Origin of the sequence: Arcicella aurantiaca (assembly GCF_003148625.1) — a bacterium.
Lineage (GTDB): Bacteria > Bacteroidota > Bacteroidia > Cytophagales > Spirosomataceae > Arcicella > Arcicella aurantiaca.
This window is the reverse complement of sequence record NZ_QGGO01000023.1, coordinates 53,556-71,007: the sequence shown is the minus strand read 5'-3', so window position 1 is coordinate 71,007 and position 17,452 is coordinate 53,556. Positions and strand designations below refer to the sequence as shown.

Here is a 17,452-nt window from a genome sequence, read left to right as displayed (position 1 = left end):
CCTTGTACTTACTTATCCGTGTAAATCCGTAAAATCAGTTCAATCTGTGGTCTAAATTTGTCTGCGACCAATCGTTTATCGCTCCGTTATTTTTTGATTTGAAGAGTCTCTTGTTATCAATTTTGCAGGTAAAGAAAACTGCTCAGGAACATACCTTTGCGGGTTTTCCATGTGTTTTAAAAGTGTTGTAATCAGTTGTTTTGACATCTCATAAATAGGCTGGTCAATAGAAGAAATCGTTGGTCTGTGAATTCTGAATAAATCATTGTCGTCAAAAACCAGCACGCCCATTTTCTCCCCTATCGAAATCCTCAAATCGTTTAATACTTCAATACCACTCATGGCTAAATAGTTTGTACCAAAAAATAGAGCATCAATTTCTGGGTGCGTTGAAAGAATGGTTTTTATTTCATCAGTAATGCCTCGTTTCCTTGCTTCCCAATAATCAAATTTATACACGATAGCGTTTTGCTTATTTTCCTGAATTGCCTTTTGATAGCCTAAAAGGCGGTCATTCATCTGATTTTGAGTGGAATCTAAAGTCAGAAAAGCGATATTTTTATAGCCTTGAAATATCAAATATTTAACCCCTTGATAAACACTATTAAAATTATCTACACCAACATAGCTAATTTCACTATTAAAAATATTCCTATCGAAAAGAACAACAGGTAAATACTTATCAATCAGCGAATTAATCGTTTCTTCTAATGCTTCCGTTGGCGTTATAATGTAGCCGTCAACGTTTCTTTCTTGAAAAGTTTTGATTAATTCAATGGCTTTTTGAGTGTTATTTTTGGTACTACTATAAATGATTTTGTAGCCATTGTCGTAAGCAATATTTTCAATATTGCCTGCTACTGCCGAAAAAAAAGGGTCTGCAATATCTTCCACAATTAGCCCGATAACGTTGGTTTTTCCTGTACGTAAACTTTTGGCTAAATGGTTGGGTTTGTAGTTGTGTTTTTCAACAAATGCAATTACTTTTTTGCTTAAATCGTCACTAATTCTTTTCTCTTTGGCTTTACCATTTAGGATGTATGAAACAGTGGCAGTTGAAATTTTCAAGGCTTCTGCAACGGCTTTTATTGACATTTTTTTCATTGGAAATCGTTCTTTAAAATCAGTTTATTAGGTTATGATTGATAATGAATCTGTTTAAACTTTCTCTTTCGGTTAAAATCAAGTCTTTTAGAATCCTTCAAACCAAAATTTTATCAACGTAGCTCTGCTATCAGTTCCACTGTGGGTTTAAAAATTTTAGTTCAAAGACTTCAAAAATACACTAATTTGTATCTCAAAACAGAAAGTTTAAACAGGTTCATAATGTTCTTCACAACTGTTTGTAAATTAATTGGTTATTCTGATTTTAATGTATCTTATTGCAATGAATGTAATGTCAATAGCAATTAAAAGCCTTTCCTGTTTAGGAAAAAGGCTTTTAATTCAAATTTCAACAAAATCAAAATTACCAACCTGTATTTTGTTTCAAATTAGGATTCAACTGGATTTGTTGAGAAGGAATTGGCAATAAATAGTTTTTTTCTACCCATTTTCTGTTGGTTTCGATACGATAAATGCCCCCAACGATATTTGATTTAATGCCTGTCCAATAGGTTTCATACGCCGTTCCCGTCCAAGTAACGCCTTGAATATCCATTGGCATTTCTGTTTCGGCAGTTTTCCAACGGATTAAATCATCCCTTCTAAATCCTTCAAAATAGAGTTCTATGGTTCTTTCTCGACGAATTTCTGTACGCATATCTAAACTTTTCGTTCCTACAAAACCATTACTAAGTTTTGGCATTGATTTATTTACACGATTACGAACCAAGTTTAAAGATTTGTCCAAATCAGCATCAGAAATACTTCCATTTCTTTCGTAAATAGCTTCAGCATAATTTAAAAGCACTTCTGCGTAACGAATAACAGGGTAATCATAGCCTTCTTGATTATCGTCGAGACGGCGTTCTGTTGCCCATTTTTGATTGGCATATCCAGAATTTGCATTAGATTTATGCTTTCCTCTCGAACCTGTAATATCTGCGGCATCACTTTTCCATGTAATTCTTGAACCCGGGTTTTCATTGTCCCAATAATAGCGACCGTCGAGCATTAGGTTGTATCTCATTCGGTTATCTCTATTTTCATACTCAGAAGTTGTCGTGGCAAATCCTTTGAATAAGGGCGATTTATCAATTGGCAAACCATCATTACATAAGTACATCGACGCAAATTTGCGAGTTACCCAATAAACGTTATTTAAAGAGGCGTGGGTGATATTGGTACGAATTTGACGTGAATTAAAATCATATCTATTCGCTAAAACATATTCTTTATTGGCAGATTTGATAATATTGGCAGGATTCGACTGTTGATTTTCTAAAATAAACATATATTTCTGAGCCGAATCTCCAAGTGCTATTGGGGCAAACAAACTGTATTGATTACTTTTAATAACCGCATCTGAACTGGCTATTGCTTTGTCTAACAGGGTATTAGCACGTGTAGCGTTTCCTCTGAATTTTTGCCAAGTTCCTTCATACAATGCCACACGACCCAAAAATGCCTGAGCCGTTCCGTTGCTAATTCTTCCTTTATCTGCTGCCAAAATATCACTTTCAACAGGTAGGTCGATGATAGCAGATTCCAAATCTTGAACAATCAAATCAACCACTTCTGTTCTTGTATTTTGAGAAGCCGTTAATTCTGGCGAAGTTGTCACGAGTGTTTTAGTTACAAGTGGAACTTCTCCGTATTGTTGAAGTAAATCAAAATAAATATAGGCTCTAAAAAAGCGAGCTTCTGCCACATATTTCTTTATTTCAGCGGGTTGTGCATAACTTGAAGCCTTTTCAATTAAATTATTAATGGCTCTAAGCCGACTGTATGCGGTATTCCAGTTGGCGTCAGAGGCTGGTAAAGTATTTGTTCCATTACTAAATGCTGAGCCACCAGATACATAAATGAGGTCGCTTCTGCGGTCAGAGTGTGGTGCATCATTTAAAACATCTGTAAATGTGCGTAAATAAGTATAAAACTCATTGGTAGCCAATTTGAATTGGTCAGCCGTTTTCCAATAATCTGCATCCGATATTTCATTGATAGGTTTCATATCAACTAAGTCGTTGCAACTGATATTTGTTAAAAGCATTGTAACACACAGTGCTTTTATATATATGTTTTTGAATTTCATTTCCGTCAAATTTTAATTATTCTACAATTGAAAAATACCGCTTAGAATGTAAGATTTACTCCCACTGTGTAATAGCGATAGAAAGGAAAACGCTGACTGGTTGTACTTACACCCAAGTTGTCTGAATCTCCTGCATTTGATACTGTTCTTGGGGTTTCTGGGTCCCAACCGTCTCTGATATTTGAAAATTCAAATAGGTCGTTTCCTGAGAAATACACTCTCAAACGCTCAATTTTAGCCTTTTTAGTAATTGTATTTGGAATGGTATAGCCTATTACTAAATTTTTAAGTCTCAAATAAGAGCCGTCTTCCGCTACCCAATTTGATGGAAAATAATTGTAATTGTTGATAGTACCTGTTGAAGAAATACGAGGTAAAACGGCATCTGTTCTTGTTGGAGTCCACCATTGGTCAACAAAAGCTGCATTTTGAGCTTGGAAAATAACGGCAGTAGGAATACGCCAGTTACCATCACGAACAATTGTTCTTTGCCCCACACCTTGAAAAATGAAACTAAAATCTATGCCTTTGTATTCTAAACCACCATTGAACGAATACGTGTATCGAGGTTTATCAGTACCCAAGAATACGGCATCTTCGGGGAAAGTTATTTTGCCATCTCCATTTAGGTCTTTAAACATATTGTCGCCTAAGGCAAGTCGGTTATTGGCTTGAACAGTCTCAGCCCCCGACGGCATACCGATATTATTGCCTGTGATAAATTTACGATAAGCAGTTAATTGTTCTTGCGTTTGGATACGTCCATCATAAACCAAACCAAAATAAGAATCTATCGGATAACCTTGCACGGCAGAATTGAAACCTCTGTTTGTACTACTAATAATGGTTTGTCCTCCAAAATTGACTAATTCATTTTGATTATCAGAAATATTACCACCGATTCGATACGTTAAATCTCCAATTTTATCTCTCCAATTCAATGAAAAATCCCAACCCCAAACTTTTAAATCTCCATTATTCCCTTTCGGGGCATTTGCTCCCATCACTGCCGAATACGTTCTACTCAACAACATATTGTTATTTCTTTTCCAGAAATATTCAAACGTACCTGATAATTTTCTGTTGAAAAGCCCAAAATCAACGCCTAAGTTTTTAGATTCTAAGTTTTCCCAAGTACGGTCGTAAGCTACCAAAGTGCTTGTTGGGGATACTCTTACGACAGGACTTGTACCCAGAATTGGATAGTTGGCATCGGTAGAAGAAGTTGAGTACGCAAGATTCAAAAACTGGATATAATCATAATTGTCAATACCGCTTTGATTACCCATTACGCCGTAAGATGCTCTTAGTTTCAGTTCATCAAAAAGGTTTAAATCTTTCATGAAAGTTTCTTCCCCTAAACGCCATCCTGCTGAAACTCCGTAAAATAATTTCCAACGGTCTTCTGCTCTAAATTTTGAAGAACCATCATAACGAGCATTCGCTTCCACAAAATATTTATCTGCATAATTGTAATTTAAACGTGTAAAATACCCGCCCAAAGCCGTGTGCGTTTGGCTTTCGGTCACGGTTTTTGAGGTTGCGTCGCCTGTACTAAGAGCTAATGATGGAGGAACATTTGCCAAAACATCAAAAGTTTTTGCGATATAAAGATTTCTCTCAAAACGTTCAAATTGAGCTCCAATAACGGCTTTAACAGTTTGATTTTGAGCTATTTGTTTTTCATATTCTAAATAGCCGTTCAAATTATAGTTTGCTTCTTGTCTTGAAGAACGTTGATAAAAACTACGAGTTGGTAAGTTAGAAATGATTACGTCGCCTGCATAATTGTACCAAGGAATAGAATTTCCTAAGGTTTTAATATCCGTATTCAACAGATAATAACCCACAAAACCAACTGCTTTTAAATTTGGATTGAAAGTATATGTCAGATTTACATTGGTATTCAAGCGGTTATTATATTCGTTGTTGTCGCCCCCAAGAAGAGCAATTTGGTTTACAGAAGCGTTTTGAATACCAGAACCCCACACATAAGGTTTTCCCGTTAATCCTAACCCGCTCAATGGTTTTCCGGGTTGATTTCCGTTATTGACCACATCCCCTAAATAAGTTGGTTGAGTAATATCTTGTTTTTCAAAAGAGAGATTGGACTCCATTTTTAGTTTACTCGATAGTTGATAGTCGTGTGCTAAACGGAAATTATAACGATTTGCCAAATTATTACCTACTTTCAAAAGGCTACCATCGCTTAAATAACCCAATGAAATACGATAACCTGCTTTTTCAGTTCTTCCAGAAATACTTAATTGATGTTCGGTTGAGTGTGCATCGCCCCAAAGCATATCTTGCTCAGTGCCATTGAAAAAAGTAAAGTCTTTAACATCAGCAAATAATGAAGCCCCATTTGGACTTAATGCGTCATATTCTGCTTTGGTAAGCCATTGTTTTCCAGAGGCTAATGCTAAACTTGCTACATTTCCATAGTTATACCAAATATCTGTTGCAGGAAATCCATCTGTTGTGCGAGATTCTTTTACCATCGGAGCCCATCCGTTAATGTCAACCAATTTAGGTAAAAGCCCTATTCGTTTCATCGAAGTAGAACCGTTATACTCAATGGTTACTTTACCTGATTTTCCTCTTTTGGTTGTAATTAAAACGACTCCACCCGCTGCTCTTGAACCATAAATGGCGGCTGAACCATCTTTCAAAAACGATATATTTTCAATGTCGTTTGGGTTAAAAGAATTTAATGCTCCAACGCTCGGAATTGGTACTCCATCCACAATTACTAAAGGTTCGGTGGCGTTGGCAGATGCTGCTCCACGAATTTGAAAATTCCAACCTTCACGTCCAACTTGAGAGGAGTTTCTGCTGACGGTAACACCCGCTACTTGTCCTTGTAAAGAAGCTAATGGACTTGAAACAGGACCTCTATCTTTGAAAACAGTGGCATTTACCGTTGAAACTGAACCTGTAAGCGTTGCTTTTTTGGCAGTACCATAACCAACCACAACTACTTCGTCTAATGATTGATTATTGCTTTTTAAAATGATATTGACGTTGTTGCGTTTGCCAATAAAAACTTCTTGTTTCTCATAACCGATTGAAGAAAAAATCAAAGTTGTGTTATTATTGTCGGCAACTTCAATTTTATAAAAACCATTGGCATCGGTTGCTGTGCCTTTTTGTGTTGTTTTTATCAATACACTTACTCCCGGTAATGCGTCGCCTTTTTCGTCGGTAACTTTCCCTGAAATAGTTTCTTCAATAGTGGTTAAACTTGTTGTTGTTTGAAAGTCTTTTCTTTCGATTGTTTTTAGCCCTTTTTTTAGAATGATATGTTTTCCAACTACTTCATAATCAATCATTAGTGGACTGAAAACTCTTGTCAAAACTTTGTCGAGTTTCTCATTTTCTACCATTAACGTCAAAGGCTCATCAGATGAAAATATCTGATGATTGTACATAAACTGCACATCTGATAATTGTTCAATTCGTTTTAAAACCGTTTCAATGTTTCTATTTTTTATTTGAATAGATATTTTACGTTCTAATACTTCCTGAGCCTTTGTATCATGTGCCTGTGCCACTGTGCAGAACACAATAGCCAAAAAGGCTTGAAATAAGCTAATCCTCATGACTTTTAAGATTGTTTTCTTAAATTGTAATCCTTTTTTCATACATTTGTTAGTTGTCGTTTTGTAAGATTTCGGCAATACAAAGCCCCTCCGTTAATTTTAACGGATTCTGTTCTGTGCCAAAGAACTTGGGGTTTCCAAGACAAAGGTGGTACCAACACCTTTGTCTTTTTACTCAAAAAAATATGCTTCTTTTATGCTTTATCGTTTATGCAAAATGAAAAAATTATAGGCATCCTTTGCTGTAAATAATGATTTGAGCGTCTATTTGCTCATAACGAGCATCAATTGTTTTACAAATTAGATTTAGTTTTTCAAATAAAGGTTCATCATTCAATGAGGCTGTTAAGTAGCACTTTTTCATCACTTCGGCATCATAAACGATTTTCAATCCGTAAAATCTTTCCAAAGTGGCGAAAACCTCATGAATAGGCGTTTTCTCAAATTCAAACTGTTCTTGTTTAATGGGTAGTTCAACTACATTGGGCGTTTCTACGAGTGTCCTTACTAAATTGAGGTCTTCTGAATTAAACACCACTTGCTGATTGGGCGTTAAAACCAATCCTGCCAAATTTGAATTTGCTTGTTGCTTTTCTAAATTCTCTTCTGTTCTGGCAAAAACAGAAACTCGTCCTGTTTTTACAATTACTTTTATGTTGTTTGTCTGCTTATCTTCTTGTATTGAAAAACTTGTTCCTAAAACCTTCGTAACCAAATTGTTAGTATAAACATAAAAAGGCATACTTGGGTCTTTGGCAATTTCAAAAAAGGCTTCACCCGACAGAATAACTTCTCTTTTGCCTTTACTAAAATGTTTTGGATAACTAATACGACTTCCCTTTTCTAAAACAATTGAGCTTCCGTCTGAAAGCGTCACAACCATTAATTTATCTCCCGAATTAACCTTTTCAATGCGTTCGTCCTTTTCAATTAAACTGGTTAATCCGTCGTAATTTGTTGTTTTTGACTGTGAATTATAATTGTAAAACCATAACCCAAAAGCAAAAGCCAAAACAGCAGCAACTTGCCACCAAATTTTCTGGAAAGGCAGTTTCTTTATACTTTTTGCGTTTTCCTTTTCATCAATTTTAACATTGAGATTGGCGATTTCTTGCTCAATTTCTTCATCACCAATCTGATTAAACGCATTTATGATTGACAACAGAATCTCTTTTCCTTTCAAAATTTCATCCTTCTTTGAAGGATTCATCAAAATCCATTCATTCCAAAATGAAATATCCTCTTCGTCAGTTGCTAAAACATATCTTCTAAAAGATAAATCTTCGGCAAAGTCTTCTGCTTTAAATGTGCTGTAATCTTTCATAATTTAAACTTCTAATCTTTAAAGGGATATTGCCCTTAGAGGTATATTACACGGCTTTCCTTATGTTCACAACACTTTTATTGTTGTTTCGCAATTTTGTAAAAATCAAAGTTGAAATTGAATCAAATCAATATTTACATAAGGATGCACTTGATGATAATATATACCCTTGTTATTTATATTTTTTTTTGAAAAATTAAAAGTAATAAAAAAATATGGAGAAAAAGGTTTGTTGTAATGCTCAGGAAGAGAATATTTTACCCTTCTAAAGGCGTTCTAAAATTGGAAGTTCGAGCGTTTTTGAATCCAAACATATCATGAAAATTTCAAGGTGTGTTTTCTTCTTCTTGAAATATTGGCTTTCAGACCGTTAATCATCGTCAAAAAATCATGCGATTCGCTACACTCTTTTATAAAATTAGGATTGATGATATACGAGCGATGAATTCTTAAAAAACCATGTGTTTGAAGATAGGCTTCAAAAAATTTTAAAGTTCTTGCTACAACTTTTTTATTTCCATTTTTGAGATAGAACGTTGTATAATTAATGTCGCCTTTTAATAACACAACATTGTTTATCAATACTTTAGAAGATTTCTTTTGATTAATCACAAGCAGCGATTGATTGCCTTTAGGTGAATATATTTTCATGATTTGAGAAAGAATAGTATTTGAGAAAAGAAATACTGGAAGAAATTTTCGTGAAATAAATCTGGTTAAGCTCAAATTTATTTCATGAAAATTCTACCTATAAAATTCTTTGAATTGCCATGTTCCCTAATTTCCCATGACTAATTTGGCGGTGGTATTCGCAAAATTAATTTGAGCATTTTGTCTATATGCTAACTTATTGGCAGTGGCATTGGCAGTAGAAATTGTTACCGTATGGCTCGAATCTATCACCACAAAATCGGTTGATGAAGGAACTCGGTTGAGATTCCAAGTGCTTGCATTTTCCCAATCTCCAGAAGCAATACTAATAATGATGCTTCCAACATTGACGGTAATATTGGTAGATTGACTGCTTAAACAAGTAAGTCCATTCACCGTTTGAGAGCATTTTGCGTAATAGACTTGTGTGCTTTCGGGTGCAATTGGCATGGAAACTTCTTGATTATTTCCTGCATTAAACCATATTAAAGTACCCTCACAACCTGTTGCGGTAAGCGTTGTTGGTGTTTGAGAAATAATAGAAATATCGTTGGCGACTGTCGGAATGTTTGGTGAATTTACCGTAACTGTTGTTACCAAACTTGAATCACTATTACATCCATTTTCTGAACAAATGGCTTTATAATTACTTGTTAACTGCGGATTTACCACTAATGAATTGCCCGTTGCTCCTGTTGACCATGTAACTGTTCCTGTACAATTATTTATCGAAAGGGTTGCGTTTTCACCCTTACAAATGAGCGAGTTTGATACACTAATTGTTGGAGCTGAAACACCAATTTGTACCGTTTTGGTATCTGTACTTTCCCCGTCAGAATGCGTATAAACAATGGTGTGTGTGCCAATACTTAATTCATTTGGTTTTAAAGCCGTAGCGGCATTTCCATCAATTGTGAATGTGCCGCCTGTTGGAGAAGATGTTAACAATACTTCTGAAGCTGTTTGGCAATAAAATGTATTCAGATTGGTGATGCTGACAGGAATGGTGAAAACATTTCCTAAAACAAATGGAGAAAAACTGCTTATGTTGTTATATGAAACGGAGTAATCTGTGCCAATACCAGCAACAGGCGTTGAAGATGCTAAATTTTCCCAAGTTGCATTGGTTTGATTGTAGTGTAACAACTTCATGCTTGAAGCGGGATTGTTCCCTGTATTCTTATCAGTTGCATTGTAACCAAAGCTCAAGGTTGATGATGAGGCAATTGTTGGCGTAATATTCCAAGTTCTATTAATTGCTTTTTCGGTTGTGGCAGTTAATAAACCAGATGGAGAAAAACCATTTTGAACTTTTACTTCAACGGTGGTTGAGGTTGTGGGATTAATTCTCAAAGGATTATAATTTGTATTGGTCGTACCAACCCACAACGGAGTATTTACACCCGAAGAAACATTTTGTTTATAAATTGCGGAAGGTGCTAATGTAAACCACGATAAACCCGAATTGTTGGTTGTATGTCCGTTGGCACTGACAGGAGCAACGGTTAAATTTAGGGGTGCGGTTGTGGCATCAATCACGCCACCATCTGCTACATTTACATATATTTTTTGGGTTGCTACGCTTTTTGCCATTCTTATATCAGAACCTAATTTTAGTATTCCCTGAGTACCTACATTTACCGTAAGGATTTGACTTGCCGAAGGATTTGACGTATTTGTATGATTATAAAGCACAAAATGAGCTAAACTAACATCAAGTGTACCGTTAATGTTGTACGTCATATTTCCGTAGTTATTTGTTCCTCCTAATTTTAATGCAGCCGTTGTATTGTCCTCAGTTGCATTGGTTGGAGAATGAAAAGAACCGCTCGAATTCGTAATCTTGACCGTTTTACCTGTATTTATGGTTAGAGTTTTTGTACCACTTCCAGCATTCAGCGAGAAGGTATTTACTCCACTTGATTGAACACTATTATTGCCCAAATTCATATCAATATCAATTACAAAATTTTGGACATTATTATTTCCAGAAACGGGTTGAAATCGAGCAATATTGACAACGCCTGTACCTGTGAGCGTTACAACGCCTGTTCCTCCAAAATATAATCTTAGCCCCTCTCCTACTGTGCTATTGCCAGAAGTTGTTCCGCCAAGAGTACCATCAATTCTGACAATGGCATCATTTCCGTTGATGGTTAGGCTAAATACAGAACCACTTGGAGCGGTAGATGATTTATATACACCCGAAGATTGTAAAGTAAAGCTTTTGGCAATGGTTAAATTTCCAGAAGCCGTCCAGATTCCGCCCACAAAAACGTCTGAATTGGCTGTTATGGCAGCGGTATTGGTCATTGTTCCGTCCATTACCAAATTTCCTACTACTGTTAAAGCAATTGTTTCTGTTAAAGTAGCTCCAGACTGTACCGTTAAACTTTTGCAATTTCCTGCGGTGGTGGCAAGTGTTACCGTATGCCCACTCAAAATATGAACATTTACCGCAGAAGTTGGTGCGGTGGTAGTGGTGCCACTAACGCCTCCATTCCCGTCTGAAATACTCCATGTTCCTCCGTTCCAATTCATATTTCCAGTGGATATATAATCGCCTGCCCCGATACCCGTTACTAAAAATGTACGATTGATACTGGTTGCTGGAGCATAATTTTCATCGCCCCCTTGCGATGCCGTGATGGTAGTTGAACCACTACCAACAATATGAATTAGCCCATTGACGATAGTCGCCACAGCAGGATTTGAACTCGTATAAGTTATTGCTAAACCCGCACTTGATGTGGCATTTGGGTCAAAATCGGCTGTTCCAATTGTTTTTGTCGTAATTGAAGGAAACGTAATTGTCTGAGTTGGTAAAGCTCCTAAATATGAAATGGAAAAATTGTTTAACTGAAAAGCATTACTGTTTCCCGATATTTTTAATCTCATGCTTTGAACTCCCGCATGAAGCGTGAAGTTTGGTGCAACCGTCAATGTTTTCCAATCTTGAGAGCCTGTTGAATTGACGCCACCAAAGGGAATATCAAATTCACCTGTTTTGTCAATTCCTTTATATTCGATTTTTATTTTGCCTCCTGTTGCCATTGAAGCATATCGAATATCAAGTTTATAACGTCCCGAAGTCGGAACATTGACCGTATAATTTACCCATTCTCCATTTTCTAATGACGTAAGATTATTCCCGCCTTCAGTACAATCCTCAATATCAACAGCCTCCGTAGTTCTATATTGTCCGCCTATATTGGTAGAAGTATTTTCAAAATATGTTTTATCTTGCCCATCAATGGGAATAAAATCAAAATTTTCAGCTTCAATAGTACCGGGAATTTGATTGATGGCAAATACTCGTTTTCCATCTACTATTGAGCATGGGTCACCTGAGCATAAATTTGGGCGGTGAAACGTTAATCCTCCCCAACCCGGGTAATCCACATCAAAACCCTGTCCTTCGTAACCTAATTCCTGTGTTGAAATATCAAAGGCTCTTTGCGTCCATTTGTATTTGTCGGAAGTCAACCCAAGTCTGTCTCTATAATGTCCCAAAGTCATTTCACCGATGGGAGCTTTATCAAATTTAAAACCTACTGCACGGCTTGTTGCAGTCATACCTTCGTTAGTAGGATTCATCTTCAAGGACTGCCATCTTCCTGTGCGTTCTCTTCTATCGAAAAATTCGCCAGAAGCAACTGTTGGCTCCCAAGGTGTTAATTGGTCGGGATATGAATAATTAAGCGAAACATTATATCGGTAACTGTATTCCATGCCGAGTAAAAGCCTGTTGTCTAAAAATCCATAAAGGTCATCGCCCTGATTCCAAGCCATTTCTGCAATGGTCAAAATGTTACCGATACCATTTAATGAATGACTTTGGTCACGAGCACTTTCCTGACATTGTCCGTTTTCATAGACATAATTAGCAATCAATTCATTATAGCCATAATCTTCTACGGTATTTTCAAAACCGCTTAATGAGTACACATTTAAGTATTCATTAGAGGCACTTGTAGGCGTTGCTCCATTAATTGGCGGGCCACTCGGATACGCCAAATCATCTGCTCTGTGGGGTAAACCTTTTAAATATCTTATGGCACGGTCGTACATTACTCTATTGTCCAAGAAAATACCCATTGCTGCAATGCCTCTCATGCCAAAAATACCTTGATTTCCGTGTCGTCCAGAGTCACCGTTATACATAAACCAATAGAAAGAAACTTCTTCATTATTGATAGCCGTTGTAGGAACGGTCGTTGTAGAATATCCCGGATACACGAGCATTGCTTTGAAACGATTTTGGTCTGCAAGTGACCAACCACTGTATGTACTTTTGATAATTTCTGCTCCTTCAAGCATTTTCCAAATGACCCGTCCTGCATCTAAACTTCTTGTTCCCGATGTTTTAATTGCGGTGATATTTGACCAAGCATTAAATATTTCAACGGCTTTTTGGGCGTGTCGTTCGTCTCCTGTAATGTACCACATAATCGCATTGAGATGTGCCGCTAATCCATCAAATTTTATACTTTCATAATTAAAACCACTCATTGTTGATACATTTATCAATTGAGTTGTTGAGGAATTTCCACGAACAGAATAATTATAACTTGCATATTGACTTGATGCCAAAGACAGATAAGAGGATTTCCAAGGTTCAATACCAGCAGCGACCATAGATTTCATTCGGTCGAGGTCAGATTTCTTATGAGAAATACCGGGGTGAATAAAGGTACTTTGTCCGTTTGACTGCCAACCTGTAAGAAAAAAAGCCGATAGCAATAACACACGTAAGAAAAGGAATATTTTTTTCATGGTTTATTTTTTAAGAGTATGGAGATGCTGAATGCGATTAATGTATTCGTAGCGAAAAATATTCTTCAGTCGAATTTTAAGGCATTTCGAGTTTAAGGATGTCAGAAAGGTTAGATTATACCCTTTTATTTTTGTATTTTATCTTGAATGAGTTGGAGAGAGTTCAAACAACATGGTAATCAATAAGCAGTGAGTCCAAAGAGTTTTATGATTAAATCGCTTGATAATTAAGGATTTACACAACCTGTACTTGACGAATTGGGTGCTTGTAACCTATCTAAGATTTGTTCTAAGCGAGAATAGATGTACAGACTAATTCACCTGATAATTAAACCTTGTGTATGAATTTGGGAGTTTTAGAAGAGAAAATAGAAGATAGAAATATTTATAATTCGATTTCAATCTTTTAGAACAAATTATGCAAAAAATGTACTTTATTTTAATTTTTAGATAAAATATTGCATATTTGTAAAAAAAGATATTGATATGATTACTCCAGAAAAAGTCTTAAAATTTTTAAAACACAAACCCGCTTTAAACTTAACGCAAGTGGAAAAAGAAGCAGGTTTACCTTCTCGAACGTTGCATAAAGTTGTGAGTGGCACGCTTCGTTTAAATGAAAAACATTGTCAATTTTTAGAGCCTGTTTTAAGAGAATATGGCTACGCTGATGAATTGTTTTCAAAGGCGAAAATCATTTCAATAGTCAATCACAAAGGAGGTGTCGGTAAAACTACAACGACTATAAATTTGGGGAAGGCTCTGGCTATTTCAGGTTTTAAAGTTTTGTTAGTTGATTTTGATTCGCAAGGAAATACGTCTCAATGTTGCGGGGTTCACGAAACAGAAAGTCAAGTTATAGACGCTTTATTGAGCAAAGAGGACTTGCCAATTATTCCTTTAGCTGAGAATTTGTCTTTATCGCCTTCTAATATCAAAATGGCTTATCGAGAATTGGAACTGATAAACTCAATTGGCAACGAAAAACGTTTAAAAAATAGACTTCAAAAAGTAAGTGAAGATTTTGATTTTATCTTGATTGACTGCCCTCCTGCTTTGAATATTTTTACAACAAATGCCTTGGTTGCGTCTGATTTGTGTATAATTCCGCTACAACCTGAAGCCTCAGCTTTGTATGGTGTTGATAGTTTGTTTAATCGTATTTATGAAGTTCGTGAGGAATCAAACCCTACGCTTATTGTCAAAGGAATTTTGTTTACAATGGTCACCGAAAATACTTTGGTGCATAAACAAATGATGGATTATGTGAAAACAGAGTATAAACACATTCCAATTTTTAATATTTTTATTGAACGAGCAACCATTATCCAACAGTCGCAAGTGGCACAACAAGATATATTTTCATATTCTCCAAAATCTCCCGTTGCACAACAATATGCGGAGTTAGCAAAGGAATTTTTCATTATCTAAATACTTATTTCAATGGCAAAAAACTTTATGTCTGCAATGGTTAATACAAAAGCATCTACGCCAGCAGCGATGTATTCTCAGACTGAAAAAATAAAAAAAGATATAATCATTTTAGAAGAGATAAAAAGATTTATTCCGCCTCTTTTACCCGACGAAAAAAAGCAGCTCGAACAAAATATTTTGGAGTTTGGCTGTAAAGATGCTTTAACCGTTTGGGAAACTACACTTAATATTGCTCAGCCTAATGCAGGTTTATCTGACGAGCCTTGTTTTGTTTTAATTGATGGACATAACCGTTATGAAATTTGTCAGAAATTTAATATCGATTTTAAAATTGTAGTGGTAGAATTTGCCAATTTCGATAAGGTTTTTGACTACATGATTGACCATCAATTAGGACGAAGAAACTTATCGGTAGAACAAATTTCTTATTTTCGTGGATTAAAATATAACTCTCTGAAAAATAGCCAAATACAAAGAGGAGATGGAGGAAAATTTACATCAAATCCACCGAGTGGACAAAATGTCCAGACGGTGGATAATACGGAAGAAACACCTCAAAACGATGACCAAAACCAACCGAGTGGACAAAATGTCCAGACGGTGAAAAATACAGAAGAAACATCTCCGTTTAATGAGCAAAATCAACCGAGTGGACAAAATGTCCAGACGGTGAAAAAAGCGAGTCTTTCAGAACAATTAGCGGAACAATTTAATGTAAATGAAAAGACGATTCGCCGTGATGCAGATTTTGCAAAAGGATTAGACCGACTTCCTGCTGAAATTAAAAATGATATATTACAAGGGAAATCGCCTGTCAATAAAAGTACAATTATTGAAATCGGGAAATTAAAAGAATCGGATACTCTTCTGACCCAAATTGATGATTTATTGACCTCTCCGAATGTTAGCGTTGAAGTAGCAAAATTGGAAGTTCAAACCAATAAAAATCAAGACAAACTTATTCAAATGGTCAAGACGATAAATCGGGCTGAAGACTGTGATAAATTGATTGAGGAAATCTTAAAGTATAAGAAAAAGTTAATGAAGAATTAACAAGAATAGGAGAGGGGTATTAATGTATTGTACATTGATGCCCCTCTTTTTTGTGTAAAGTTATCTTGAAATAGATTTTAATAAAAACTCGTCATTCATAATTCCATAAATCCTTTTTCCCGAAGCTGTTTAATCCTTGCTTACAGCATTTATTTTTGTATTAATTAAACCTAAGCAAGCCAACATCCATTTCGTTTTATTTCTGATTTGTGGGTGTATTCCTGAAATAATTTCAAGATGTAAATTGATAAAAATATTTAATAACTCCTGTGTATCAATGATTTGTTGTTGTTGTGCCTTTGAGAAAGTATATTCAGAACGAATAATATGCTCAATTTGAGCAAAAACAGCTTCTGGATTTTGTGCCACTGCGAACTTGAAATCTTCTTTCTCTTTTCGACTAATATCTAAAGTCGTTGTTATTTTAAAATCAAAATGGGTAACATTTCTAATTTTTCCGCCTGTATTGGTAATTTCTATTTCGATAGGAATTGGCATTTCTGCTAATTCTTTAATGGCAGGAGCTAATACATTTCTTTTTAAGTCCTTTAAATCATCATACTTTTTATCTACTTGTAAGAAGGCTTTCAGACCAATAACGGAATAAGTGAAATTTGTTTTGCGTTGCCCTAATTGCATTCTTACTAATTTGTACAATAAAGACGAATAGATTGATTTAAAACCCATAATTGTCTTATAGTCATACTTTGTGTATTCCGACCCTAAACTGGCAAGATATGGCGTAAAAAGGGAGTTTGTTCTAAACTCCAAGAAGCCAGAATTATCTTGATTATAAGCGACTAATGTAAAAATGGGAATGTGGGCGAATCGATGTTGTGGATTATTCATGTCGAATAATGTCATCACTTTACTTGCCATAGAGTGCGTGACTTCCAAAATTTGACTTGCTCTAACAAACTTTTTAACCTCGACAATCGGTATTCTCACAATTAGAGAATGATTTGCCTTAATCATGGCGTAATTTATTTGATTCACAAACATTTCAAATAGTTTCTGTTCCACTCTCGTGAACTTTGTACTACTGATAATTATTTGATTTGGCAAATAATTTAATTTTCGATTAGGTATGAATGGGTGCTCTTGATAAGTTTCTTCGGTACTTTCAATATGTATTAATTCTTCCATTTAGGTATTAACTTTTAGGTTAAACAAATATAAGCAATTTTACAAAAAACTCCGCTTAACGCTACAAAAAACTCCGCTTATTTTTGAAATTTTTACAAAAAACTCCGCTTCGCTTACAAAAAACTCCGCTTAATGCCAGTAATATATTGAAAATCAACAAGTTAGAACGCCCTAAATCAAACAAATTATTTTGATAAATTAAATAAAAATCAAGAGCCAATTACTAAAAATAATAGGTTTTAGCTTTTGTTTGGTAAAATATCCACAGTA

At 35.5% G+C, this 17,452-nt stretch carries 9 protein-coding genes; 2 read left to right on the top strand and 7 right to left on the bottom strand.

Annotation, left to right across the window (positions count from 1 at the left end; genetic code table 11):
* Positions 1-75: 75 nt before the first annotated feature.
* From LV89_RS18220 to LV89_RS18195, 6 genes are all read right to left on the bottom strand, one after another.
* Positions 76-1,104, bottom strand: coding sequence for a LacI family DNA-binding transcriptional regulator (locus tag LV89_RS18220; RefSeq protein ID WP_109744354.1), 1,029 nt, complete (start codon positions 1,102-1,104; stop codon positions 76-78).
* 364 nt (positions 1,105-1,468) lie between these two features.
* Positions 1,469-3,196 carry a RagB/SusD family nutrient uptake outer membrane protein gene (locus LV89_RS18215; RefSeq protein ID WP_109744353.1) on the bottom strand — a complete coding sequence of 576 codons (1,728 nt, stop codon included), beginning with the start codon at positions 3,194-3,196 and terminating at the stop codon, positions 1,469-1,471.
* Between the two features lie 41 nt (positions 3,197-3,237).
* Positions 3,238-6,840, bottom strand: a complete 3,603-nt coding sequence (locus LV89_RS18210; protein ID WP_109744352.1) for a SusC/RagA family TonB-linked outer membrane protein — start codon at positions 6,838-6,840, stop codon at positions 3,238-3,240.
* A 184-nt stretch (positions 6,841-7,024) separates the two neighbouring features.
* The gene (locus LV89_RS18205) at positions 7,025-8,122 is read right to left on the bottom strand and encodes a FecR family protein (protein ID WP_109744351.1); all 1,098 of its coding nucleotides are present in this window, start codon (positions 8,120-8,122) and stop codon (positions 7,025-7,027) included.
* Positions 8,123-8,437: 315 nt separating this feature from the next.
* Positions 8,438-8,773 carry a LytR/AlgR family response regulator transcription factor gene (locus tag LV89_RS18200; RefSeq protein ID WP_109744350.1) on the bottom strand — a complete coding sequence of 112 codons (336 nt, stop codon included), beginning with the start codon at positions 8,771-8,773 and terminating at the stop codon, positions 8,438-8,440.
* Positions 8,774-8,899: 126 nt separating this feature from the next.
* On the bottom strand, positions 8,900-13,549 hold the full coding sequence (locus LV89_RS18195; protein WP_109744349.1) for a carbohydrate-binding domain-containing protein: 4,650 nt from the start codon (positions 13,547-13,549) through the stop codon (positions 8,900-8,902).
* A gap of 486 nt (positions 13,550-14,035) precedes the next feature.
* On the opposite strand from LV89_RS18195, the gene LV89_RS18190 reads away from it, so the two are divergent.
* Both LV89_RS18190 and LV89_RS18185 read left to right on the top strand, forming a co-directional pair.
* Positions 14,036-14,980: a ParA family protein gene (locus LV89_RS18190; protein WP_109744348.1), complete on the top strand. Its 945-nt coding sequence runs from the start codon at positions 14,036-14,038 to the stop codon at positions 14,978-14,980.
* 12 nt (positions 14,981-14,992) lie between these two features.
* Entirely contained in the window at positions 14,993-16,036 is a 1,044-nt protein-coding gene (locus LV89_RS18185) for a ParB N-terminal domain-containing protein (RefSeq protein WP_109744347.1), read from the top strand.
* Positions 16,037-16,165: 129 nt separating this feature from the next.
* Here LV89_RS18185 and LV89_RS18180 read toward each other — a convergent pair whose 3' ends face one another.
* Positions 16,166-17,182, bottom strand: coding sequence for a replication initiation protein (locus LV89_RS18180; RefSeq protein WP_109744346.1), 1,017 nt, complete (start codon positions 17,180-17,182; stop codon positions 16,166-16,168).
* Between the last annotated feature and the right edge of the window lie 270 nt (positions 17,183-17,452).

Excerpts from the sequence above, each read along its gene's own strand:
- LV89_RS18210 (WP_109744352.1), bottom strand. The coding sequence starts at position 6,840 with ATGAAAAAAGGATTACAATTTAAGAAAACAATCTTAAAAGTCATGAGG.
- LV89_RS18185 (WP_109744347.1), top strand. The coding sequence starts at position 14,993 with ATGGCAAAAAACTTTATGTCTGCAATGGTTAATACAAAAGCATCTACG.
- LV89_RS18205 (WP_109744351.1), bottom strand. The coding sequence starts at position 8,122 with ATGAAAGATTACAGCACATTTAAAGCAGAAGACTTTGCCGAAGATTTA.
- LV89_RS18200 (WP_109744350.1), bottom strand. The coding sequence starts at position 8,773 with ATGAAAATATATTCACCTAAAGGCAATCAATCGCTGCTTGTGATTAAT.
- LV89_RS18180 (WP_109744346.1), bottom strand. The coding sequence starts at position 17,182 with ATGGAAGAATTAATACATATTGAAAGTACCGAAGAAACTTATCAAGAG.
- LV89_RS18220 (WP_109744354.1), bottom strand. The coding sequence starts at position 1,104 with ATGAAAAAAATGTCAATAAAAGCCGTTGCAGAAGCCTTGAAAATTTCA.
- LV89_RS18190 (WP_109744348.1), top strand. The coding sequence starts at position 14,036 with ATGATTACTCCAGAAAAAGTCTTAAAATTTTTAAAACACAAACCCGCT.
- LV89_RS18215 (WP_109744353.1), bottom strand. The coding sequence starts at position 3,196 with ATGAAATTCAAAAACATATATATAAAAGCACTGTGTGTTACAATGCTT.
- LV89_RS18195 (WP_109744349.1), bottom strand. The coding sequence starts at position 13,549 with ATGAAAAAAATATTCCTTTTCTTACGTGTGTTATTGCTATCGGCTTTT.